Consider the following 20,172-nt stretch of genomic DNA (forward strand, 5'->3'; position numbering starts at 1 on the left):
CCGATGCGTGAGTTGCCCCCCTCAGCCAAAGGCGTTCTGTCCTATTTCACGCGCCATAAGACGGCGGCGAATTTGCTTCTTCTTGCACTGGTGGTGTCGGGGTTACTGGCGATCCCGAATATGCGGGCGCAGTTCTTTCCCGATGTGATCATCGATAGCGTCTCGGTGAATGTGCGATGGGAAGGCGCAGGGGCCGAGGATGTTGACCGCGCGATTGTCGCGGTCATGGAGCCGACCTTGCTCGCAGTTGAGGGGGTCACGGATTCGGCGGCCACCTCGCGCGAGGGGCAGGCCAGTATTGATCTGGAATTCGAGCCCGGCTGGGATATGGCGCGCGCCGCAGATGACGTGCAAACAGCGGTCGATAGCATCACGGACCTGCCCGAGGATGCGGATGAGCCCGTCGTGCGGCGCGGCGTCTGGCGTGACCGCGTCACGGATGTGGTGATCACAGGGCCCGTGGCCCCCGAACAGCTTGGCCGTTTCGCGGATGAATTTGTGGCACGCCTGTTTGATCGCGGCGTCACGCGTAGCACGATCCGCGGCGTTGCCGCCCCTGAAACCATCGTCGAGGTGCCGACCGCCAATCTGATCCGCAATGATATTTCGATGGCGGATATCGCATCGGCAATCGCGGCGGGTTCCGATACGGCCCCCGCAGGCGAGGTGGATGCCGCCAATGCCCGTATCCGCACAGGCACCGCGCGGCGCAGCGCCGAGGATATCGCCAATATCGCCCTGTCCCGAAATGCGGATGGAACCACGCTGACCATTGGCGATGTCGCCCGTATTGATGTCTCGGGCGTTGATCGGGAGCGCGCCTATTTCGTGGGCGATAACCCCGCAATGTCGATCCGCGTTGATCGCTCGGACCGAGGCGATGCCATCGCCATCCAGGCCCTTGTTCAGGATGTCGCGGATGAGATGCAGCTGACCTTGCCGCAAGGGGTTTCCATTGATCTGATCCGAACACGCGCTCAGTTCATTTCGGCCCGTTTGGATATCCTGCTCGACAATGGTCTGGTAGGCCTCGGGCTTGTGGTTTTGCTGCTGTTTTTGTTCCTGAACGCGCGCACCGCCCTTTGGGTTGCAGCAGGCATTCCCGTGGCGATGCTGGCGGCCATTGCCTTGATGTATGTGGCAGGTCTTACGATCAATATGATCTCGCTTTTTGCCTTGATCATTACGCTTGGGATTGTGGTGGATGATGCGATTGTGGTGGGTGAGCATGCCGATTTCAGGGCGCGCCAATTGGGCGAACATCCCGTTGTGGCGGCTGAAAACGCGGCCCGACGCATGGCCGCCCCTGTTTTTGCCGCGACGCTGACCACCATTCTTGCCTTTGGTGGTTTGGTCTCGATTGGGGGGCGGTTCGGGGATTTGATTGCCGATATCCCCTTCACGGTGATCGTGGTGCTGGCCGCGAGCCTTGTGGAATGTTTCCTGATTTTGCCCAATCATATGGCCCATGCCGTGGCGCATACTGCCAAGGCGCATTGGTATGATTGGCCGTCTCGGCAGGTCAATCGCGGGTTTGAATGGGTCCGCGAGACCGTGTTCCGCCCCGCGATGCGTTGGGTGATCGTCGCGCGTTATCCTGTGATGGCGGCGATGATCCTGCTTCTGGCCACGCAGGCCGCCAGCTTTATCCGAGGCGATGTGACATGGCGGTTTTTCAATGCGCCTGAACTGTCCTCGGTCTCGGGGAATTTCGCGATGCTAGATGGCGCCACCCGCGAAGACAGTGTGGCGATGATGCGCGAGATGCAGCGCGCGGCACAGGCCGTGGCCGAGCGCTATGAAGAGGAATACGGACAAAGCCCAATTGATTATGCCTTGGCCGAGGTTGGCGGCAACACAGGCGCGCGGCTGGCCGCTGCCGAAAACAAGGATGCCGATCTTCTGGGCTCCTTGGCGATCGAATTGATTGATGCTGATCTGCGCCCCTATTCCTCCTTTGCCTTTGTCGCGGATCTTCAGGATGAGGTCCGCCAGCTTCCGCAAACCGAAGAGATCAGTTTTCGCGGCTGGCGTGGCGGGCCGGGTGGTGACGCGATTGATGTGCAGATCACAGGCGCGGGCAGTGACGTTCTCAAACAGGTTGCCGAAGCGATCAAATCCGCCCTTCTGCCTTTTTCTGAGGTGTCGGGCTTGGAGGATAACCTTGCCTATGACCGCGAAGAGCTGAGCCTGACCTTGACGCCTCAAGGTGAGGCACTCGGCTTCGAGATCGAAAGCCTTGGGCGCGTGTTGCGCAACCGTTTAGGCGGGATCGAGGCTGCCACCTATGCCGAAGGCGTGCGCACGGCTGCGATCCGTGTGGAACTGCCCGAGGAAGAATTGACCGCCGATTTTCTGGACCGGATGCTTCTGCGATCTGGCAGCGGGGAATATGTGCCGCTCTCTGACATCGTGACAGTCGAGAGCCGCACCGGATTTTCGACCATCATTCGCGAAAATGGCCAGCGCGTTGTCTCGGTCACGGGCGATCTGTCCGAGGATGACCCAGCCCGCGCCGAAGAAATCATGACCCAATTGCGCGAGGTGATCCTGCCAGAGATCGAGCAAAACTATGGCGTCACAACCCGCCTGTCGGGCTTGGCCGAGCAGGAACAGGCATTCCTTAGCGATGCGGCAACGGGCTTTATCCTGTGTCTTGTGGGTATTTACCTTGTGTTGGCTTGGGTCTTTTCCAGTTGGACACGACCCGCGGTGGTTCTTGCGATCATCCCCTTCGGATTGGTCGGAACGATCTGGGGCCACGCGCTTTGGGATGTGCCGATGTCGATGTTCACGGTTGTGGGCTTGATCGGCATGACGGGGATTATCATCAACGACTCGATCGTTTTGGTGTCGACCATTGATGAACACGGCAAGGAGCAAGGCTGGACCGAGGCCATCATCAACGGCACCGTGGATCGCCTGCGGCCCGTACTGTTGACCACGCTTACCACCGTTTTGGGCCTTGCGCCGCTTCTGTACGAGACGTCTTCGCAAGCGCAATTCCTCAAACCAACGGTGATCACGCTGGTCTATGGTTTGGGCTTTGGCATGTTGATCGTTCTGTTGCTTGTGCCGTCCCTTCTGGCGGCACAGCAAGATATCTCGACGCAGATCCGTGCGCTGCGTCGCGTCTTTGGTGGCGCACGGCGCATCCCTGAAGTGGCCGCAGGTTTGGGCGGTATCGCTGTGGCGCTGGCCCTTTTCTGGGCGGCCACATTGGGCAGCTATCTCCTGACAGGGGCCGCATTCGGGCCTTTGGCTGTTCGTTTGCCAAGTTCAGGTGGCGCCGTCTTTGGCGTCTTCGTGCTTGGCAGCGCGCTGATCATTCTGGCGGGATGGGGCATTGGGCTTGTCAGGCGCAGTTTCTCCGCCCGCCGCGAGATGCCCTAACCCGAGCAGCCCTGCAGCTCGACCGCGCCTTGGCTTCCGATCACCGTGAAGCGCAGGCTGGATCGATCCAGCGCGAAGGGGCGGGAATTGGGGGGCACGATATCGGCACTGGCTGTGATGCGTGCGCCATCGCGTGTCAGTTCAGCCTCAGAGACCCAGACGCCAGGCATCGGTAATTCCACCACCATGGCCTCAGCCTGCCCAAGGGATGGCATCTCAAGCGTCACCTCGACGCGCATACCATCCGAGATCGGCGTGATGGCGCATTGCGCCGAAGAGGCACCCGCCTCATGCGCAGTCATCGGGCGATCAGACAGGGCGGCCACGATCTGTGGGTCAGGGCGGACCCCAGCGGGGGGCAGAAGAGCTTCAAGATCAATCGTGACGGGAACGCAGACATCTTGGCAAACGCCAAGCTCAACCTCGCCATCCATCTGGATTTCGCCAGTTTCATCGACCAGCAATTCCAGCGGCAGGATCACCCGACCATCATAGCCGATCGAGCGCATCCCGTTGATCGTGAACACCTGCGGCGCAGGCCAATGGATCGCCATGCCATCAATACCGCTGGCACCCGAAAAGCTTAGAACGGGCGGGATGCCACTTTCACCGGGCGCGCGCCAATAGGTCTTCCAGCCATCGGCCAGCGTTATCTCAAGCGCGGCCATATGATGCCCGTTTTCCATCCGCCACCCTTCCAGCATGCGGATCGATACGATCTCGTCCTGCGATTGCGTCTGCCATTCCGCAAAAGCGGGGTCTGAGAGGGCAAGGGCGGCGGTGAGGGAAAGGAGGCTTTGTCTTATCATGGCATTCAGCTAGCCATCACGGCGGTAAATGAAAAGTCACGTTTCAGAGACTCCCCGTCATTGTCACTCAAGCGTGACCCTTGCAACAACTGCAGGACCTGCGCAGAGTATTGGCCATGACGCGCTTGAATATTCAATCCAGCGATCTGACAGGCAAGCTCTTGATCGCGATGCCAAGCATGGGCGACCCGCGCTTTGCAGCGAGCGTGATCTATATTCTCGCCCATAACGAAGATGGCACGATGGGTCTGGTCGTAAACAAGCCGCTCTCAGAGGTGAGTTTTTCCGATATTCTAGGGCAGTTGAATATCTCCTGTGCCAATCCTGTTGATGATATGGGCATCTTTTATGGTGGCCCCGTTGAGCCGGGCCGCGGTTTTGTGCTGCATTCGGGCGAGTATCGCCGCCTACAAGGGGCTGCTGATCGCGATAAGGGTGGTGGGTCCATCGAGGTGAATGAGCAGTTTTCCATGACCTCGACCGTTGATGTTTTAGAAGATATCGCCCTTGGGACAGGCCCCAAACAGGCACTGGTTATGCTTGGCTATTCTGGTTGGGGGGCTGGCCAGCTTGAGGCCGAACTGGCGCAGAATGCTTGGCTGACCTGCGATGCGACGCCTGAACTGGTCTTTGGAACGGCGCAGGAGGTGAAATGGCAGGCGGCGGTTGAAAGCTTTGGCATTGACCCGCGCATGCTTTCCGCAACCGGTGGTCGTGCCTAAGCGCGTGGCGCTGCCGCGCGTCTCAGGCGGTCATTGATCGCGCGGCCAAGCCCTGTCTCGGGCACGGGCGCAAACGCGATTTTGTCTCGCTTCGCCTTATGCGCCAAAGCATCCGCAGCATGCAGCATAGCGAAAAGATTGGCGGCAGCCTCAATCAAATCCGAGCTCTCGGATAAGGTGAAATCGGCCGAACCCTTGGCCCCGAATGCCACCCGCACCACGCTGGCGTCAGACAGATCGCTGTTCAATTGCACCGCGACACGGGGCGCGTAATGGCTGGATAGCTGACCAGGGGCCTGAACTTTCCCAGGTGTGGTATCGGTGGCCAAAGGCCCTGTGAGGCGCTCGATCCCCTCGCGCGCAATGCCACCTTCGCGCAAGAGGCGGGTGCCGTGCGGGTCAGGGGCAAGGATCGCCGATTCCAGACCGACAGTGCAGGCCCCCCCATCCAGAATGGCGGCAAGCTTTGACCCGAGCCCCTCTTGCACATGCGCGGCGGTGGTCGGGCTGATCCGCCCCGATGGATTGGCTGAAGGTGCCGCAAGCGGGTGGCCGAATTCACGCAAAAGCGCCTGTGCCACGGGATGGGCTGGCATGCGGATTGCGACAGTATCCAACCCCGCACTGACGAGAGGGGAAAGGCCATGGTCATCGCGCAAAGGAAGAACCAAGGTCAGTGGGCCTGGCCAGAAGGCTTTGGCCAAGGCATGGGCCGTTTCATTCATAACGGCAATGCGCTCGACCGCGTCCATGTCTGGTAAATGAACGATTAAGGGGTTGAAATGGGGGCGGCCCTTTGCCTCGAAAATGCGGGCGCAGGCGGTGTCGTTGCAGGCATCTGCGGCTAAGCCGTAAACCGTCTCGGTCGGCATCGCGACCAGATCACCACCGCGCAACATCTTGGCCGCGCGAGTGATATCCTCGGCGGTGTTGTGCAAGATTACTGGTCGCTCATGAGGCATCGGTGACGTAACGTATGGGTTGAAGGGCGGGGGAAGGGCTTTCTACCTAGGCCCTGAAACAGATCAAGCACATAGCGGCTTGCGCAAGGCCTGCCAAGCCTGCGCCTCGCCGTGCAACGGGAGAATGACCCAATGCCTTATCGCGCCCCTCTGTCTGAAATTGAATTTATGCTGGATCATGTGGTGGGCATGAACCGCGTGGCCGAGACCGAATTATTCGCCGAAGCCTCGCCCGAGACAGTGCATGCCATCCTGTCCGAGGCGGGCAAGATGTGTGAAGAAGTGCTTAGCCCATTGCAACGCATTGGTGACCTGCATCCAGCCAAGCTGGAAAACGGCGTTGTGCGTACTTCTCCGGGGTTTGGGGAAGGGTATCGTGCGATTGCTGAGGGTGGCTATGTCGCCATCACGGCCTCGCCTGAATTTGGCGGATTGGGCTTGCCGCAAAGCGTGGCCACTGCGGTAAATGAAATGATCGGCTCGGCCTGCCTGTCCTTGCAGTTGAACCCTTTGATGACCCAAGGCCAGATCGAAGCGCTGGAACATCATGCCAGTGATGAGATCAAGGAACTCTATCTTCCCAAATTGGTTTCGGGCGAATGGTGCGGAACGATGAATCTGACCGAGCCTCAGGCAGGATCGGATGTCGGCGCGCTGACCTCGAAGGCCGAGGATAACGGCGATGGCACTTATGCGATTTCGGGCCAGAAGATTTACATCTCTTGGGGGGATAATGATTTCTCCGAGAATGTCTGCCATCTGGTGCTCGCGCGCTTGCCAGATGCGCCCGCAGGGACCAAAGGCATTTCGCTGTTTCTTGTGCCAAAGCGCCTGCCTGATGCGCAGGGCAATGCGGGCGTCGCCAATACGCTCAAAGTGGTCAGCCTTGAGCATAAATTGGGCCTGCACGGATCGCCCACTTGCGTGATGCAATATGATGGCGCGACAGGCTGGATGATTGGCGAGCCGCATAAGGGCATGGCTGCGATGTTCACTATGATGAATAACGCGCGGCTTGGTGTGGGGGTGCAGGGCCTCTCGGTGGCCGAGGCCGCTTATCAACACGCGCTGGCCTTTGCCTCCGAGCGTAAGCAGGGGCGCGGCTTGGTGGAGGGGGGCACAGGCACAATCCTTGATCATGCCGATGTGCGCAGGATGCTTGCAGGCATGAAAGCACAGGTCTTTGCCGCCCGCGCAATCGCGCTTGATCTGGCTGTGTCTATTGATCTGGCCCGTGCTACGGATGACGCGGCTATGAAGGCGCGCGCTGCATTCCTCACCCCGATCTGCAAAGCCTATGGCACCGAAACGGGTATCGCGGTGTCAAATGAAGGCGTTCAGGTGCATGGCGGTATGGGATTTGTCGAGGAAACGGGCGCTGCCCAATTCTTGCGGGATGTGCGCGTGACAGCGATCTATGAAGGCACCAATGGTATTCAGGCGATGGATCTGGTCGGGCGCAAGATGATGGATGGCGGTGACGCAGCCATAAGCCTGATCGACGAGATCGAAGAGACGGCCCGCAATGCCGAAAACGCCCCTCTGGCGGAGGCCGCCCACGCCTTGCGCAGCGCGACCGAGCGGTTGGTCTCGCTTCAGATGAATGACCGCTTTGCGGGTGCTGTGCCCTATTGCATGGCTTTTGCCACTGCTCTTGGCGCGCATTACCACCTGCGGGCATCGCTTGCGCAGGGGGAGGGCAGTATGCATAGCCGCTTGGCGCAGGTCTTTGTCGCGCGGCATCTGCCCAAGGTTGCAGGCTGGCTGGTTGAGGCAGGCAATGGCGCGGATGATCTCTACGCTCTCTCACCAGAAGATTTCGCAGCGTGATCCGGTATCCGCATGAGACCCCGCCCGCCATTGGTGAAGCCATTGAAGTGGCCGATGGTATCTTGTGGCTGCGCCTGCCGCTGCCCATGGCGCTTGATCATGTGAATGTCTATGCGCTGCGCGAGGCTGACGGCTGGACGATCATTGATACGGGCATGAAGACCCGCAAATGCCTTGCCGCATGGGAGGCCTTGCTGGCAGGCCCGCTTGAAGGCGCGCCCGTCACCCGCGTGATCCTGACCCATCATCACCCCGATCATGTGGGGCTCGTGGGCTGGTTTCAGGACCGCGGGGCCGAGCTTGTATCGACCAGAACGGCGTGGCTGTTTGCGCGCATGTTAACGCTGGATGAAGAGGCCGCCCCATCGGATCAAGCCGTTGCCTTCTGGCGCGCCTCGGGGATGAGCGCTGAGATTCTGGACAAACGCTTGGCCGAGCGCCCCTTCAATTTCGCCGATATCGTCCACCCGATGCCTGTTGGGTTTACCCGTATCACTGAGGGTGACCGCATCGAGATGGGCGGGCGACACTGGATTGTGCGTTTGGGGGACGGGCATGCCCCCGATCACGCGACCTTCTGGGCCGAGGATGCGCCGTTGGTTATTGGCGGTGATCAGCTTTTGCCGTCGATCTCGGCCAATCTCGGGGTTTATCCGACCGAGCCGATGGCGGACCCCGTCGGTGAATGGCTGCAATCCTGCCACCGATTTGTGCCCCATGCCCGTGAGGATCAATTGGTTTTGCCCGGACATAAGCTGCCTTTTACGGGGCTGCCGGATCGGCTTGATCAAATGATCCAGAACCATCATGGCGCGCTTGAGAGGTTGCGCGCGCATCTGGCCGCCCCGCGCACAGCCGTGGAATGCTTCCCGCCCTTGTTCAAACGTGAGGTGGATGAAGGCACTTATGGTTTGGCCTTGGTCGAGGCGATGGCCCATCTCAATCATTTGCTGGCTTTGGGGGAGGTTACGCGCGAAATGCGGGTTGATGGCGCTTGGGTTTGGCAATTGGGCGATGCGCAGGCCTCCCTCTAGCACTGCGGCGCTTTGCATCGCTTGGGTGGGCGTGACACGGGCTTGGAAATTCGTTATCGACTCAGCCAGAGAAAAATCGACCAGACCTTGGAGATGAGAATGGCTGATAAAGAACATAAGCACGGTGAAATGGATACCACCGAGCAAGAAAAGACCTTTGACGGTTTCATGAAGTGGTCCACAAATGTTGGCCTTTTCGCGATTGGCGTCGTGATCTTTATGGCTCTGTTCGCACGGTAATGCTGCGTCGGGTTTTGTTAGGGGTTTTTGCTGCGGTGGCCCTTGCGGGCTGCGCGGCTGATCCTGTTTGGGCCCCTGATGAACAAATCGCTGCCGCCGCCTATCGTGCGCCGGGGCCATCTCGCGTGACGCTGATGACAATGGTCAGCAATTCAACGGGCTCTGGCGGGCATTCGGCACTGATGATCGATGGCGCACAACGCCTGATTTTCGACCCTGCGGGCAGCTGGTATCACCCACAAGCCCCTGAGCGGAATGACGTGATCTTTGGCATGTCCCCGCAGCTTTTTGATTTTTACATGGATTACCACGCGCGCGAGACATACCACGTGGTTGTTCAGGAAATTGACGTTTCCCCTGAGGTTGCAGCCTCGCTGTCGCAACGTGTTCAGGCCTTTGGCGCGGTGCCAAATGCGCAATGCTCACGGGCGATCTCGACCGTTTTGTCGCAAACTCCTGGGTTTGAAAGCATGTCGGTCAGCTGGTTCCCTTTGCGTACAATGGAAAATTTCGCCGAATTGCCGGGCGTGCGGACCAGCCAAGTGTTTGATGATGATTCCGATGACAATCTCGAATTGCTTCAAAGGCAGGCCCGCATGGCCAATCAGGCCGCAATACTCGAGAGCATCTCGCAATAGAGGCAGCGGCCTTTTTCCCAGCCATCAAGACAACAAAAAACCCCCGGGCCATCGGCGCGGGGGCATCTTTGTCTGCGGCTAGGCCGCAAAGCTCGCATGTCGAATGGACTTCAGAGAAGACCTTCGCGCTGCAATTTCTTCCGTGCCAGCTTACGGGAACGACGAATCGCTTCGGCCTTCTCGCGTGCTTTCTTAACGGAGGGTTTTTCGTAATGCTGCTTGAGCTTCATTTCACGAAAAACGCCTTCGCGCTGAAGTTTTTTCTTCAGTGCGCGGAGCGCTTGATCGACATTATTGTCGCGAACACTTACCTGCATGTGGTGTCACCACCTTTCTAGGTTTGAGTTGCAGAATTGCAGGAAGTGGCCACATAGCAAAGCTGCGCTAGCTTGTAAAGCGAAGCTGGACGCAAGACATCGGAGGTTCTCATGACCGAGCTGAAAGACCAAATTCTGGATGCAGCCCTTATGCATGTGCCATTTGACGGCTGGTCCAACGCGACCCTTATAGCCGCTGCTGCTGACGCGGGCGCAGACCAGGCGACCGCCAAGGTGTTGTTCCCACGGGGCGGTGTCGATCTTGCGCTTGCCTTTCATCAGCGCGGTGACGCGCAGATGGTTGCGCAGATCAAGCAGGCCAATCTCTCGGATATGCGCTTTCGCGACAGAATCGTTTTTGCGCTGCGCACGCGCCTTGAAATTGCCGAGGCTGATAAGGAGGCTGTGCGCCGTGGCAGCACGCTCTTTGCCTTGCCGATCCATGCCGCTGATGGCGCAAAAGCCGTTTGGGGCACCTGTGATGCGATTTGGGATGCGCTTGGCGATCCGTCTGAGGATTTCAATTGGTACACAAAACGCGCGACCCTTGCGGGGGTCTATTCCTCAACGGTGCTTTATTGGCTGGGGGACCAATCGCTGGAGCATGAGGCAACATGGGCGTTCCTTGATCGTCGGATCGAGAATGTGATGCAATTCGAGAAGGTCAAAAAGCAGGTCAATGACAGCAAGCTGCTCAAACCTCTGCTTGCGGGGCCGAACTGGCTGTTGAGCAAGGTCAAAGCCCCTGCCAAGATGCGGCCAACAGATTTGCCGGGGTATTGGTCCCCGCAGCAGGAGCCTTCCGAGAAATAGGCCCGCCAATAGGAAAGACGCATCATGCCCCAGACCGCGACCATGAAAGCCATCGAGATCAGTGAAGCGGGTGGCCCCGAAGTTTTGGTCCCAGTGGAGCGGGCGCGGCCGGTGCCCTCGGCAGAGCAAATCCTGATCGAGGTGCATTATGCGGGCGTCAATCGCCCCGATGCCTTGCAGCGCGCTGGCAGCTATGCGCCGCCTGCAGGTGCCTCCGATCTGCCTGGGCTAGAGGCTTCGGGCATTGTCGTGGCTGTGGGTGCTGGTGTCAGCAAATGGAAAATTGGGGATGCGGTTTGTGCCCTGCTGCCAGGTGGGGGCTATGCCGAATATGCCGTGACCCATCAGGATCATGCGCTGCCGATCCCCGTGGCGATGCCGATGGATCAAGCCGCCGCCCTTTGCGAGACCTATTTCACCGTTTGGAGCAATGTCTTCATGCGCGGTGGCCTGCGCGCGGGCGAGCGGTTCTTGGTGCATGGTGGGTCCTCTGGCATTGGCACGACTGCGATCCAATTGGCCCATCACTTTGGTGCGCGGGTTTTTGCAACCGCTGGCTCGGATGAAAAATGTGCCGCTTGCACAGCGCTTGGCGCTGAGAGAGCCATCAATTACCGCGAACAGGATTTTGTTGAGATCCTGCGGGCCGAAGGCGGGGCCAATTTGATCCTTGATATGGTCGGCGGAGATTACCTGCCGCGCAATGTCTCGGCTTTGGCCGATGATGGTCGCTTGGTCCAGATTGCGTTCTTGCAAGGCCCCAAGGTTGCTTTGAACTTCGCCCAGATGATGATGCGACGGCTGACATTGACGGGCTCGACCCTGCGCCCGCAATCAGATGCCGCAAAGGCCGCGATAGCTGACGAATTGGCCACCCATGTCTGGCCATTGCTGGATGCAGGGCGGATTGGCCCCGTCATGGATAGTGAATTTGCCTTGAACGAGGCCGCAGCCGCCCATAGCCGCATGGAAAGCTCGGCCCATATCGGGAAGATCGTGCTCAAGGTCGGCGGCTGACCGCCGCGCCTTATTCCGCATTACCGTTTCGTTACATTATCGGCACAAAGCTGTGACCTATGCTGGCTAGCGATTCTCTCGCAGGAGCGCGGCCCGATTCTTTCCCGCGCTCTGGATTTTGGCAATTGACCAGTCTCAGGAGAGCAAAAAATGAAAGACGTAGAACAGCACAAGATGTCCGCAGATGAGTGGGATGAAGTGAATTTCCCGCGCTCTGAGCATAATGATTTCGATGATGTCGTAGAGCGCGCCTTGTCACGCCGTGGCTTCTTGGGCGGTGTTCTGGCCTTTGGTTCGGGCGCCGCTGTTATGGGCGCTGGCATGCTGAAGGGCAGCTCCGCCCTCGCACAGCCCGCCTCGCGTTTCCCTTTCACCCCGATCGCCACGCAAACGGATAACACCATCCATGTGCCCGAGGGCTATAGCTGGAAAACGCTTGTACGTTGGGGCGACCCGCTTTTCTCCGATGCCGAGGGTGCCTTTGACCCTGCGACGGGTGTTCCTCTCGAGGCGTCTGAGCGTGTATTCGGTGAAAACACCGATGGCATGGAACTGTTCAATGTAGACGGTTCTGAAGTCATCGTTGTGAACAGCGAATATGTGAACCCTGACATCAACCTCCCCCATACCGAAGATGGCATGCCAACTTCGGCTGATGATGTGCGGATGCTGCAAAACTTTCAGGGCGTCAGTGTTATGGAAGTGGCAGAAGGTGCCGATGGTTGGGCCGTTGTTGTCGACAGCCCTTATAACCGCCGTATCCACCACAACACCCCAATGACCTTCTCTGGTCCTGCAGCAGGGCATGACCTGCTCAAGACGGAAGCTGATCCAACTGGGATGTCCTCGCTTGGCACATTCAACAATTGTGGGTCTGGCCGCACACCTTGGGGCACCTATCTGACCTGCGAAGAAAACTTCAACGGCTATTTCGGTGCGGCCTCGGAAGTCTCTGCTGACCCTGAGGTGCTTGACGGTTTCCGCCGCTATGGCGTTCGGACTTCGGTTGAGCCAGGGCGCTACAACTACCATGGCTTCGATGCGCGTTTCGACGTGGCGACCAACCCCAACGAGCCGCATCGCGCGGGCTATATCGTGGAAATCGACCCTGCCAATCCTGAAAGCACGCCGATCAAGCATACCGCTTTGGGCCGCTTCAAACATGAGAACGCCGCCTATGCCATCGCCGCTGATGGCCGTGTCGCTGTCTATATGGGCGATGATGAGCGGGGCGAGTTTATGTATCGCTGGCTGAGCCGCGATGCCTATGTGCCTGGTGGCGATACCTCGACGCTGTTGGTTGAGGGCGAGCTGTCAGTTGCGGTTTTCGACGATGATATGTCGGGTCGCTGGCTGCCTTTGACCCCTGCCACCACTGGCATGGATGCCGCCAGCATCTCGATCTTCACGCGGATGGCTGCTTCTGCAGTGGGCGCAACCACGATGGACCGTCCTGAATGGATCGCCGTGCATCCAAATGCGGCCGAGGCCTATTGCTGCCTGACCAATAACTCGCGTCGTGGCGTGATCAATGATGACGGCACAGTCCGCACCAATGCGGGCGGCGACCCGATGACGGTGAATGCGGTTAACCCGCGTGATACCAACCGCTACGGTCAGATCGTGCGCTGGCGTCCTGCAGGGGGCGACCATGGCGCGGCTGAGTTCGCTTGGGATCTCTATGTCATGGCGGGCAACCCGACTGTGGCCGAAGGGATCAATGCAGGTTCCGCAAATATCAATGAGGGCAACCTGTTCAACTCGCCTGACGGTATGGTCATCGATTCCACTGGCCTGATCTGGATCCAGACCGATGGCAATGACAGCAATGAAGGCGATTTCGCTGGCATGGGGAACAACCAGATGCTTGCGGGTGACCCAGTCACTGGCCGGATCGAGCGTTTCATGACAGGCCCTCAGGGCTGTGAGGTGACTGGTTTGTGCTGGTCCTCGGATCGTCGCACCATGTTTGTTGGTATCCAGCATCCTGGTGATGATGGTGGCGACTGGCCTGATCATGGCGGTTCGCTCGCGCGCTCTTCGGTCATTGCGATCAAGCGCGACGATGAAGGCCTCGTTGGCTAATCATCACTGCATGTAGAAAATCAGGTGCGCGCCCTAACAGGGCGCGCGCTTTTCTTTTCAGCGCCTGCCCTAGGCCTCAGGTCCGAAGGCCTGCCACCCCGCATAGAGCCTTGTGAATGTGGTCAGAAGGCAGGCGGCTGCAAAGAGATAGGCGAGAATCGGAAAGCCAGCAGGCCAGAGGCAGAAGGCCGCGAATAGCGCGATTGTCTCGGCCCCTTCCGTGAGGCCGCCCAAATAGTAAATTCCTTTAGATGGGTAGTCACTTGCCGCTAACCCCCGCCGCTCCGCGATGATCGAGAAGGCAAGAAAGGACGCGCCCGTGCCAATGAAGCTGGCGATCAGAATGGCTGCGGGCAGGGCGTTTACCTCAGGCGCCGCAACCGCAAAGCCAAGCGGAAAGGCCGCGTAGAACAGAAAATCCAAGGTGATATCCAGAAACGCCCCACGATCGGTTGGCGCGGTCAGCCGCGCGACTGCTCCGTCCAGACCATCTGCCAATCTGTTGAGAAGCAGCAGGACCAAGGCCAGCCAGAAGGCTTGGGCACAGACAGCCAGACAGGCCGCAATACCCATCCCGAACCCTGCAATGCTGATCTGATCTGCACTGACGCCGCGCGCCGCCAGCCAATGGGCGGGGGGCTGCAACAGGCGGCGCTGAAAGGGAAGGATCGCGGCATCGAACATGTTGGCTCAATTCTGTTGGCTAATCTCGGATACCAAGTCTACGACCTGCCCCAGATCCTGCAATTCACGGTAGCGTGCATGACCTTCGGGGGCCTCGGCGCGCTCCAATTCCCAAATCAGCCCATGAGGCACATAGACCCCCCAAGCGCCGGCCTCGATTGCGGGCACCACATCGGATTTCATGGAATTGCCGACCATCATGGCGTTTTGCGGCCCGTCCCCATGGGTGCCAAAGGCGCGGTGATAGATGGCGGGCGTTTTCTCCGACACGATTTCAACGCCGTGAAAGAAATCTCCCAACCCTGATTGCGCCAGTTTACGCTCCTGATCCAGCAGATCGCCCTTGGTGATCAGCACCAATTGATATGTCTCGGCCAGAATGCGGACGGCATCTTCGGCATAGGGCAGAAGATGGATGGGATGGGCCAGCATCTCCTGACCTGCGCTGAGCAATTCACCGATCACGCTGGCGGGCACTTTTTGATCGGTAACTTCGATCGCGGTCTCGATCATCGAGAGCATGAAACCCTTGATCCCGAATCCGTAGCGCCCGATATTGCGGCGCTCGGCTGCAAGGAGGCGGTCATGCAAATGGTCGCTATCGGTGTAATCAGCCAGCAATTCGGCAAAACGGGCCTGTGTGACGCGAAAAAAGTGCTCGTTTTGCCACAAAGTGTCATCCGCATCGAAACCGATTGTTTGCAACTTTTGCGGCATCCTGCAATCACTCCTGAGGGGTGATGAAATGCCCCTCTTTTCTGAATCATCTATCGGCTTATATAGTGACCCTGATCAAGAGGCCACGAACCCTTCGGAGACGTGATGGCACCCGCAAACTGGACGATGATGACTGACAAGCCCGATGATGAGGGCGATACAAAGCTCATCACAAAGCCAAAAGAGAAAACGCAGCGGCCGCCGATGTATAAGGTGCTGCTGCTGAATGATGATTTCACGCCCATGGAATTCGTGGTCCATGTGCTTGAGCGCTTCTTTGCGATCTCGCATGCGCAATCGGTCGAGATCATGTTGACCGTTCACAAGAAGGGGGTGGCTGTTGTCGGCGTCTTCTCCTATGAGATTGCCGAAACCAAGGTTGCCCAAGTGATGGATTTCGCCCGCCGCAACCAGCACCCGCTGCAATGCACGATGGAGAAAGAGGACTGACAGGCTCAGTCGCTCGAAACCCCTTATCATGACACCAGACCGTTGGATCACCGCGCTTGAAAGCGGCGCTTTGCTTTTGCCTGATGCAGGCCGCGTGCTGGTGATGCGCGCCCGTGGCGATGCGCGGCTTGAGGCTTTCGGCGCTGAACGTGTATTGGCGGTGCAAAGCTTCTTCCCCGATCATGCGCGGCTGACAGCCCGTGGTTTCGAAACTGTGGCCGAGATGGACGCCTCAAATGCGCCCGATATCGCGTCGGCCCTGATCCAGATCGTTAAATCCAAGGCCGATACGCTGAATGCATTGGCGGAGGCTGTCGTTCTGACCCGACCCGGCGGGATGATTTTGGTCGATGGGCAAAAAGGCGAAGGGATCGAGTCGATCCTGAAAGAAATCAAAAAGCTGTTGCCAGTCGAGGAGGTCCTCTCCAAGGCGCATGGCAAATTGTTCTGGTTTGAGCGCCCCGAAAAGTTGCCCGAGCAAATCATCAACTGGATCGCCGAGCCTGCCGAGATCGAGGGTGGCTATATCGTCCCTCCGGGCGGGTTCTCGGCCGATCATGCGGACCCTGGATCGGAACTGCTGGTGGCATTGGTGCCCGCCTTGAAGGGCCGCGTTGCCGATCTTGGTGCGGGCTGGGGCTTTATCGCGGCCAATTTGCTGGACGAACAGGAAAGCATCCAATCGCTTGATCTGATCGAGGCGGATTGGCGCGTGCTGGAGGCGGCCCGCGTCAATATCGAGGATGAACGCGCGGCGTTTTTCTGGGATGATGCCCGCAGTTTCAAGCCGAGCGAGCTTTATGACGCTGTGGTGTGCAACCCGCCCTTCCATACGGGCCGCGAGGCCGACCCCGCTTTGGGGCGCGCGTTTATCGCGGCCGCCTCGCGGCTGTTGAAACCCTCGGGTCAGTTTTTCATGGTGGCGAACCGTCATTTGCCTTATGAGGCAGCGCTGAAAGACCATTTCGGCACGGGCAAGATGCTGGCCGAGATACAGGGATACAAACTCTACCAAGCAGGCAAGCCCGTGCGGGCGCGTCGCTGATCTGAACCAAGCAAGGCCAGACGGAGAACCCAATGTCTCTATCCATCCAAGGGAAAACCGCGATTGTGACTGGTGCCGCCAATGGCATCGGTCTGGCGATTGCGCGTCATTTTGTCGAGCGCGGCGCGAATGTCATGTTCGCGGATCGTGACGAGGGGCGGCTTGCCGATGAATGCGGCGCGCGCGAGGAAGACCAAGCCGAGAATGTGCGTTTCTTTGCAGGTGATCTGCGTGAGAAGCTGACAATCGCCAACCTGATTTCCGCAACGATCGACGCCTTTGAACGCGTTGATATTCTGGTCAATGCAAGCCGCCAGATCATTTTGACTGATGCGCTTGATCCCTCTGATCATACGGTCGAGGCGATGCTGGACCAAAACATGTTTACTGCGCTTCGACTGTCGCAAGCCGTGTCCAAGCGCATGATTTCGCAGGCTGAGGCCGAAGGGAATACGGAGGGCAGCATCGGCTCGATCGTGAATCTATCTTCGATCGCGGCGCAGCGCACGCATCCTGAATTGCTCGGTTATTCGATCAGTGAGGCCGCTCTTGAGCAAGCCACGCGCGGTTTGGCCGTGGCGCTTGCCCCGCATAAAATCCGCGTCAATGCAGTGGCCTTCGGCTCGATGATGTCGGCCAGCCTTCAGGATAGTCTGTCTGAGACCGATGGTCTGAGGAAGGAGATCCAGCAATGCACGCCTTTGGGCCGAATTGCATCCGCCCGTGAGGTGACAGGTGCGGTTCAGTTTCTTGCCTCGGACGGGGCAGGCTTCATCACGGGTGAGATCCTGACCGTTGATGGAGGGCGTACTCTGCTAGATAATGTGACAAGCGCCGCGCATTGACCGCGTAGTGGCCAGCCCGCCCCTATTTGAAACAAAAAGCCCCGCTCGGATATTCGGGCGGGGCTTTTTGTTAATTTGGAAGACGTGCGCAACCGATTACTGGTCGTCATCACCTTCATCATCGCTGCTTGCGGGCAGATTGAACAGGCTATCCGCATCAACAGGCTTGCTGTCTTTCTCTTCCTCATCGTCTTCATTGCCCGAGAGGGTGAATGTCTCAAGGCCCGTGATCGAGGTCGGGATTTTCGGCTCTTCGTCACCTGCAAGGCTCTGCTCGGTCGAAACCAGCTTGCGGCGTTCATCATCGCTCATGACGGTGCCTTCGGCGGCGCGTTTGGCATTTGCTTTTTGCACAGCCGCGTCGAGTTCGGATTGCTTACACAAGCCCAAGGCAACAGGATCAATCGGCTGGATATTCGAGATGTTCCAATGTGTCCGCTCGCGGATGGCCTGAATGGTCGGCTTGGTAGTGCCAACCAGTTTCGAGACTTGCGCGTCGGTCAGTTCTGGGTGGAACTTTACCAGCCACAAGATCGATGCAGGGCGATCCTGACGCTTGGACAGGGGCGTGTAGCGCGGGCCACGGCGCTTTTCTTCGCCAACGGAGGCAGGGTTGAATTTCAGCTTGAGCTGATAAGCGGGGTTTTCTTCCGCCTTGGTGATTTCTTCTTGGGTAAGCTGGTTATTGGCAATCGGGTCAAAGCCTTTGACACCTTGCGCCACATCCCCATCCGCGATGCCTTGGACTTCCAATTCATGCAGGCCGCAGAACTCGCCGATCTGCTTGAAGTGAAGCGTGGTGTTATCCACGAGCCAAACGGCTGTGGCTTTTGCCATGATTGGTTTATTCATGTCTTGGCTCCTTGAAGAAGATACAACTCGGACGTGCCGATAAAACGGCTGCGGAGGGTCTCCGCGGTTCCTCGATTTCGGGGAAGTTGGCAGCTATATAGGCGAGAGCAGGGCGAAGGGGAAGAGGGAATGATACGAGCATTAAGGGCAGCACTTTTGATCGGGCTTGTCGCAATGCCCATTTCAACGGCCAAGGCCGAGGGCGAGCGCGCTGGCGATTTTGATTACTATGTCATGGCCTTGAGCTGGACACCGACTTGGTGCGCGCTTGAAGGTGATGCGCGCGAAAGCGAGCAATGCGAGGCGGGGCAGGGCTTCGGCTTCACGTTGCACGGGCTTTGGCCGCAATATGACGAGGGCTGGCCAAGCTATTGCCCCAGCTCGGAGCGCCCGCCTTCGCGCGGCATGACGGGTGAAATGGTCGATATCATGGGCTCCAGCGGGTTGGCTTGGCATCAATGGCGCAAGCACGGGGTTTGCTCAGGCTTGGAGGCTGCGGATTACTTCACTTTGTCGCGCTTGGCCTATGAGAGGGTGACGCGCCCTGACCTGCTGCGCCAAGTGACGCGAGATGTGCGCCTGCCTGCCCGTGTCATTGAAGAGGCCTTCTTGGAGGAGAATGAGGCGCTCTCGGCCGATATGCTGACGGTGACCTGCCGTTCGGATCGGGTGCAGGAAGTGCGCATCTGTCTGACGCGCGATCTGGAACCCAGAGAATGCGGCCGCGATGTCCGCCGCGATTGCAGCTTGGAAGACGCGCTTTTTAGCCCGATGCGCTAGGCGGCGCTAAGGTGAGGGCGGCTATCCGAATTTGGATTGATACTGGGGGCAGTGTTCGTCCTCGGTCCAATTTGGGGGCAGGACCGAGGACTTTTGCACTGAGGGGGACCAGTTCTGGGTGGGTCCCAAACAGCGTTAGAGGGTTTTGGCCTGCGGCCTCGACCCTCTGATAGCATCCACCTTGTCCGAGCTCGGCTTTGGTAGATCGGGCGAGTAGCGGCGATGGGAAATGGAAAATGAACCGCGCCTCTCCTATGAAAGGCAACGGTGGTAGGGGGGTGCGTCTTAGCGGTTTGAGGCCTGTCGAAAGAGTGGCCTTTGACCTCTTAAGATCAGAAGGATTTTCGCGCGCGTAGGGCTGCGGAAATGGTCCCGTCATCAAGGTAATCCAGCTCGCCCCCGATGGGCACGCCTTGCGCCAGCGACGAGACCGCAACTCCCATCGTTTCCAACTCGCCCGCGATATAATGCGCGGTGGTTTGGCCATCGACAGTGGCGTTGAGTGCAAGGATAACTTCCGAGATCGTCTCGGAGGTGATGCGATCAATCAGTTTCGGGATGCGCAGATCATCAGGCCCGATGGCATCAAGGGCAGAAAGCGTGCCACCAAGCACATGATAGCGCCCCTGAAAGGCTTGCCCGCGCTCCATCGCCCAAAGATCGGCAACATCCTCGACCACGCAGATCTGGCCGTTCATTCGCTTTTCCGAGCTACAGATACCGCAGATATCGCCCGTGCCGATATTACCGCAATTCAGGCATTCGCGCGCGGTTTCGGCAACGCGGGCCATGCTCTCGGATAGGGGGCGCATCAGCGCCCCGCGCTTTTTGATAAGTTGCAACACGGCACGCCGCGCCGAGCGGGGCCCAAGCCCCGGAAGCCGCGCCATCATATCGATCAGCGCTTCGATCTCGCGTGTCGCATCAGCCAAAATTCGG

At 58.6% G+C, this 20,172-nt stretch carries 20 protein-coding genes; 13 read left to right on the top strand and 7 right to left on the bottom strand.

Annotated elements, in window-relative coordinates; translation table 11 throughout:
• Window positions 1–3: 3 nt before the first annotated feature.
• Window positions 4–3,393, top strand: coding sequence for an efflux RND transporter permease subunit (locus tag ACTYEO_RS00195; protein WP_449321694.1), 3,390 nt, complete (start codon window positions 4–6; stop codon window positions 3,391–3,393).
• On the opposite strand, the gene ACTYEO_RS00200 is transcribed toward ACTYEO_RS00195, so the two are convergent.
• Entirely contained in the window at window positions 3,390–4,202 is an 813-nt protein-coding gene (locus ACTYEO_RS00200) for a protein-disulfide reductase DsbD domain-containing protein (protein ID WP_449321695.1), read from the bottom strand. The genes ACTYEO_RS00195 and ACTYEO_RS00200 overlap by 4 nt on opposite strands.
• A 116-nt stretch (window positions 4,203–4,318) precedes the next feature.
• Between ACTYEO_RS00200 and ACTYEO_RS00205 the strand changes: the two genes are divergently transcribed.
• Window positions 4,319–4,924: a YqgE/AlgH family protein gene (locus ACTYEO_RS00205; RefSeq protein ID WP_449321696.1), complete on the top strand. Its 606-nt coding sequence runs from the start codon at window positions 4,319–4,321 to the stop codon at window positions 4,922–4,924.
• Here the strand turns inward: ACTYEO_RS00205 and ACTYEO_RS00210 are convergent.
• Window positions 4,921–5,886, bottom strand: a complete 966-nt coding sequence (locus ACTYEO_RS00210) for an L-threonylcarbamoyladenylate synthase (RefSeq protein WP_449321697.1) — start codon at window positions 5,884–5,886, stop codon at window positions 4,921–4,923. The genes ACTYEO_RS00205 and ACTYEO_RS00210 overlap by 4 nt on opposite strands.
• A gap of 132 nt (window positions 5,887–6,018) precedes the next feature.
• On the opposite strand from ACTYEO_RS00210, the gene ACTYEO_RS00215 reads away from it, so the two are divergent.
• The 4 genes from ACTYEO_RS00215 to ACTYEO_RS00230 all read left to right on the top strand — a co-directional run bounded on the left by ACTYEO_RS00215 (window position 6,019) and on the right by ACTYEO_RS00230 (window position 9,628).
• Window positions 6,019–7,716: an acyl-CoA dehydrogenase gene (locus tag ACTYEO_RS00215; RefSeq protein WP_449321698.1), complete on the top strand. Its 1,698-nt coding sequence runs from the start codon at window positions 6,019–6,021 to the stop codon at window positions 7,714–7,716.
• On the top strand, window positions 7,713–8,750 hold the full coding sequence (locus ACTYEO_RS00220) for an MBL fold metallo-hydrolase (protein WP_449321699.1): 1,038 nt from the start codon (window positions 7,713–7,715) through the stop codon (window positions 8,748–8,750). The genes ACTYEO_RS00215 and ACTYEO_RS00220 overlap by 4 nt, the downstream gene beginning before the upstream one ends.
• A 99-nt stretch (window positions 8,751–8,849) precedes the next feature.
• Window positions 8,850–8,990, top strand: coding sequence for an aa3-type cytochrome c oxidase subunit IV (locus ACTYEO_RS00225; RefSeq protein WP_449321700.1), 141 nt, complete (start codon window positions 8,850–8,852; stop codon window positions 8,988–8,990).
• On the top strand, window positions 8,990–9,628 hold the full coding sequence (locus ACTYEO_RS00230; protein ID WP_449321701.1) for a hypothetical protein: 639 nt from the start codon (window positions 8,990–8,992) through the stop codon (window positions 9,626–9,628). Before ACTYEO_RS00225 ends, ACTYEO_RS00230 begins: the two co-directional genes overlap by 1 nt.
• Before the next feature lie 110 nt (window positions 9,629–9,738).
• Here the strand turns inward: ACTYEO_RS00230 and rpsU are convergent, their stop codons facing one another.
• Window positions 9,739–9,945 carry a 30S ribosomal protein S21 gene (gene rpsU / locus ACTYEO_RS00235; protein WP_449321702.1) on the bottom strand — a complete coding sequence of 69 codons (207 nt, stop codon included), beginning with the start codon at window positions 9,943–9,945 and terminating at the stop codon, window positions 9,739–9,741.
• A gap of 111 nt (window positions 9,946–10,056) precedes the next feature.
• Here rpsU and ACTYEO_RS00240 point away from each other — a divergent pair, with 111 nt between their 5' ends.
• The 3 genes from ACTYEO_RS00240 (at window position 10,057) to ACTYEO_RS00250 (ending at window position 13,860) form a co-directional block, all read left to right on the top strand.
• Window positions 10,057–10,758, top strand: a complete 702-nt coding sequence (locus ACTYEO_RS00240) for a COQ9 family protein (RefSeq protein ID WP_449321703.1) — start codon at window positions 10,057–10,059, stop codon at window positions 10,756–10,758.
• 24 nt (window positions 10,759–10,782) lie between these two features.
• Entirely contained in the window at window positions 10,783–11,775 is a 993-nt protein-coding gene (locus ACTYEO_RS00245) for an NAD(P)H-quinone oxidoreductase (RefSeq protein WP_449321704.1), read from the top strand.
• A 150-nt stretch (window positions 11,776–11,925) separates the two neighbouring features.
• Complete coding sequence (locus ACTYEO_RS00250) at window positions 11,926–13,860, top strand: PhoX family protein (protein ID WP_449321705.1); 1,935 nt, start codon at window positions 11,926–11,928, stop codon at window positions 13,858–13,860.
• A gap of 69 nt (window positions 13,861–13,929) precedes the next feature.
• Here ACTYEO_RS00250 and ACTYEO_RS00255 read toward each other — a convergent pair whose 3' ends face one another.
• A complete protein-coding gene (locus ACTYEO_RS00255; RefSeq protein ID WP_449321706.1) occupies window positions 13,930–14,544 on the bottom strand; it encodes a CDP-alcohol phosphatidyltransferase family protein in 615 nt (204 codons plus the stop codon).
• A 6-nt stretch (window positions 14,545–14,550) separates the two neighbouring features.
• The gene (locus ACTYEO_RS00260; protein WP_449321707.1) at window positions 14,551–15,261 is read right to left on the bottom strand and encodes an HAD family hydrolase; all 711 of its coding nucleotides are present in this window, start codon (window positions 15,259–15,261) and stop codon (window positions 14,551–14,553) included.
• 105 nt (window positions 15,262–15,366) lie between these two features.
• On the opposite strand from ACTYEO_RS00260, the gene clpS reads away from it, so the two are divergent.
• Genes clpS through ACTYEO_RS00275 form a run of 3 tightly spaced genes read left to right on the top strand, consistent with a single transcriptional unit; the run spans window position 15,367 to window position 17,601 of the window.
• Entirely contained in the window at window positions 15,367–15,711 is a 345-nt protein-coding gene (clpS, locus tag ACTYEO_RS00265; RefSeq protein ID WP_449321708.1) for an ATP-dependent Clp protease adapter ClpS, read from the top strand.
• A 28-nt stretch (window positions 15,712–15,739) separates the two neighbouring features.
• Window positions 15,740–16,756 (top strand): class I SAM-dependent methyltransferase, encoded by a 1,017-nt coding sequence (locus tag ACTYEO_RS00270; protein WP_449321709.1) that lies wholly within the window; start codon window positions 15,740–15,742, stop codon window positions 16,754–16,756.
• Window positions 16,757–16,788: 32 nt separating this feature from the next.
• Window positions 16,789–17,601 carry an SDR family NAD(P)-dependent oxidoreductase gene (locus ACTYEO_RS00275; RefSeq protein ID WP_449321710.1) on the top strand — a complete coding sequence of 271 codons (813 nt, stop codon included), beginning with the start codon at window positions 16,789–16,791 and terminating at the stop codon, window positions 17,599–17,601.
• 96 nt (window positions 17,602–17,697) lie between these two features.
• On the opposite strand, the gene ACTYEO_RS00280 is transcribed toward ACTYEO_RS00275, so the two are convergent.
• Window positions 17,698–18,453, bottom strand: a complete 756-nt coding sequence (locus tag ACTYEO_RS00280) for a DUF1013 domain-containing protein (RefSeq protein WP_449321711.1) — start codon at window positions 18,451–18,453, stop codon at window positions 17,698–17,700.
• Between the two features lie 129 nt (window positions 18,454–18,582).
• Between ACTYEO_RS00280 and ACTYEO_RS00285 the strand changes: the two genes are divergently transcribed.
• Window positions 18,583–19,233: a ribonuclease T2 family protein gene (locus ACTYEO_RS00285; protein WP_449321712.1), complete on the top strand. Its 651-nt coding sequence runs from the start codon at window positions 18,583–18,585 to the stop codon at window positions 19,231–19,233.
• A gap of 332 nt (window positions 19,234–19,565) precedes the next feature.
• Here ACTYEO_RS00285 and recR read toward each other — a convergent pair whose 3' ends face one another.
• A complete protein-coding gene (gene recR, locus ACTYEO_RS00290; protein WP_449321713.1) occupies window positions 19,566–20,165 on the bottom strand; it encodes a recombination mediator RecR in 600 nt (199 codons plus the stop codon).
• Window positions 20,166–20,172: the final 7 nt, after the last annotated feature.

The sequence above is a fragment of the Rhodophyticola sp. SM2404 genome (genome assembly GCF_053570515.1).

What these genes read in the sequence shown, in the direction of transcription:
- ACTYEO_RS00195 (WP_449321694.1), top strand. Translation starts at nt 4, where the DNA reads ATGCGTGAGTTGCCCCCCTCAGCCAAAGGCGTTCTGTCCTATTTCACG.
- ACTYEO_RS00200 (WP_449321695.1), bottom strand. Translation starts at nt 4,202, where the DNA reads ATGATAAGACAAAGCCTCCTTTCCCTCACCGCCGCCCTTGCCCTCTCA.
- ACTYEO_RS00205 (WP_449321696.1), top strand. Translation starts at nt 4,319, where the DNA reads ATGACGCGCTTGAATATTCAATCCAGCGATCTGACAGGCAAGCTCTTG.
- ACTYEO_RS00210 (WP_449321697.1), bottom strand. Translation starts at nt 5,886, where the DNA reads ATGCCTCATGAGCGACCAGTAATCTTGCACAACACCGCCGAGGATATC.
- ACTYEO_RS00215 (WP_449321698.1), top strand. Translation starts at nt 6,019, where the DNA reads ATGCCTTATCGCGCCCCTCTGTCTGAAATTGAATTTATGCTGGATCAT.
- ACTYEO_RS00225 (WP_449321700.1), top strand. Translation starts at nt 8,850, where the DNA reads ATGGCTGATAAAGAACATAAGCACGGTGAAATGGATACCACCGAGCAA.
- ACTYEO_RS00230 (WP_449321701.1), top strand. Translation starts at nt 8,990, where the DNA reads ATGCTGCGTCGGGTTTTGTTAGGGGTTTTTGCTGCGGTGGCCCTTGCG.
- rpsU (WP_449321702.1), bottom strand. Translation starts at nt 9,945, where the DNA reads ATGCAGGTAAGTGTTCGCGACAATAATGTCGATCAAGCGCTCCGCGCA.
- ACTYEO_RS00240 (WP_449321703.1), top strand. Translation starts at nt 10,057, where the DNA reads ATGACCGAGCTGAAAGACCAAATTCTGGATGCAGCCCTTATGCATGTG.
- ACTYEO_RS00245 (WP_449321704.1), top strand. Translation starts at nt 10,783, where the DNA reads ATGCCCCAGACCGCGACCATGAAAGCCATCGAGATCAGTGAAGCGGGT.
- ACTYEO_RS00250 (WP_449321705.1), top strand. Translation starts at nt 11,926, where the DNA reads ATGAAAGACGTAGAACAGCACAAGATGTCCGCAGATGAGTGGGATGAA.
- ACTYEO_RS00255 (WP_449321706.1), bottom strand. Translation starts at nt 14,544, where the DNA reads ATGTTCGATGCCGCGATCCTTCCCTTTCAGCGCCGCCTGTTGCAGCCC.
- ACTYEO_RS00260 (WP_449321707.1), bottom strand. Translation starts at nt 15,261, where the DNA reads ATGCCGCAAAAGTTGCAAACAATCGGTTTCGATGCGGATGACACTTTG.
- clpS (WP_449321708.1), top strand. Translation starts at nt 15,367, where the DNA reads ATGGCACCCGCAAACTGGACGATGATGACTGACAAGCCCGATGATGAG.
- ACTYEO_RS00270 (WP_449321709.1), top strand. Translation starts at nt 15,740, where the DNA reads ATGACACCAGACCGTTGGATCACCGCGCTTGAAAGCGGCGCTTTGCTT.
- ACTYEO_RS00275 (WP_449321710.1), top strand. Translation starts at nt 16,789, where the DNA reads ATGTCTCTATCCATCCAAGGGAAAACCGCGATTGTGACTGGTGCCGCC.
- ACTYEO_RS00280 (WP_449321711.1), bottom strand. Translation starts at nt 18,453, where the DNA reads ATGAATAAACCAATCATGGCAAAAGCCACAGCCGTTTGGCTCGTGGAT.
- ACTYEO_RS00285 (WP_449321712.1), top strand. Translation starts at nt 18,583, where the DNA reads ATGATACGAGCATTAAGGGCAGCACTTTTGATCGGGCTTGTCGCAATG.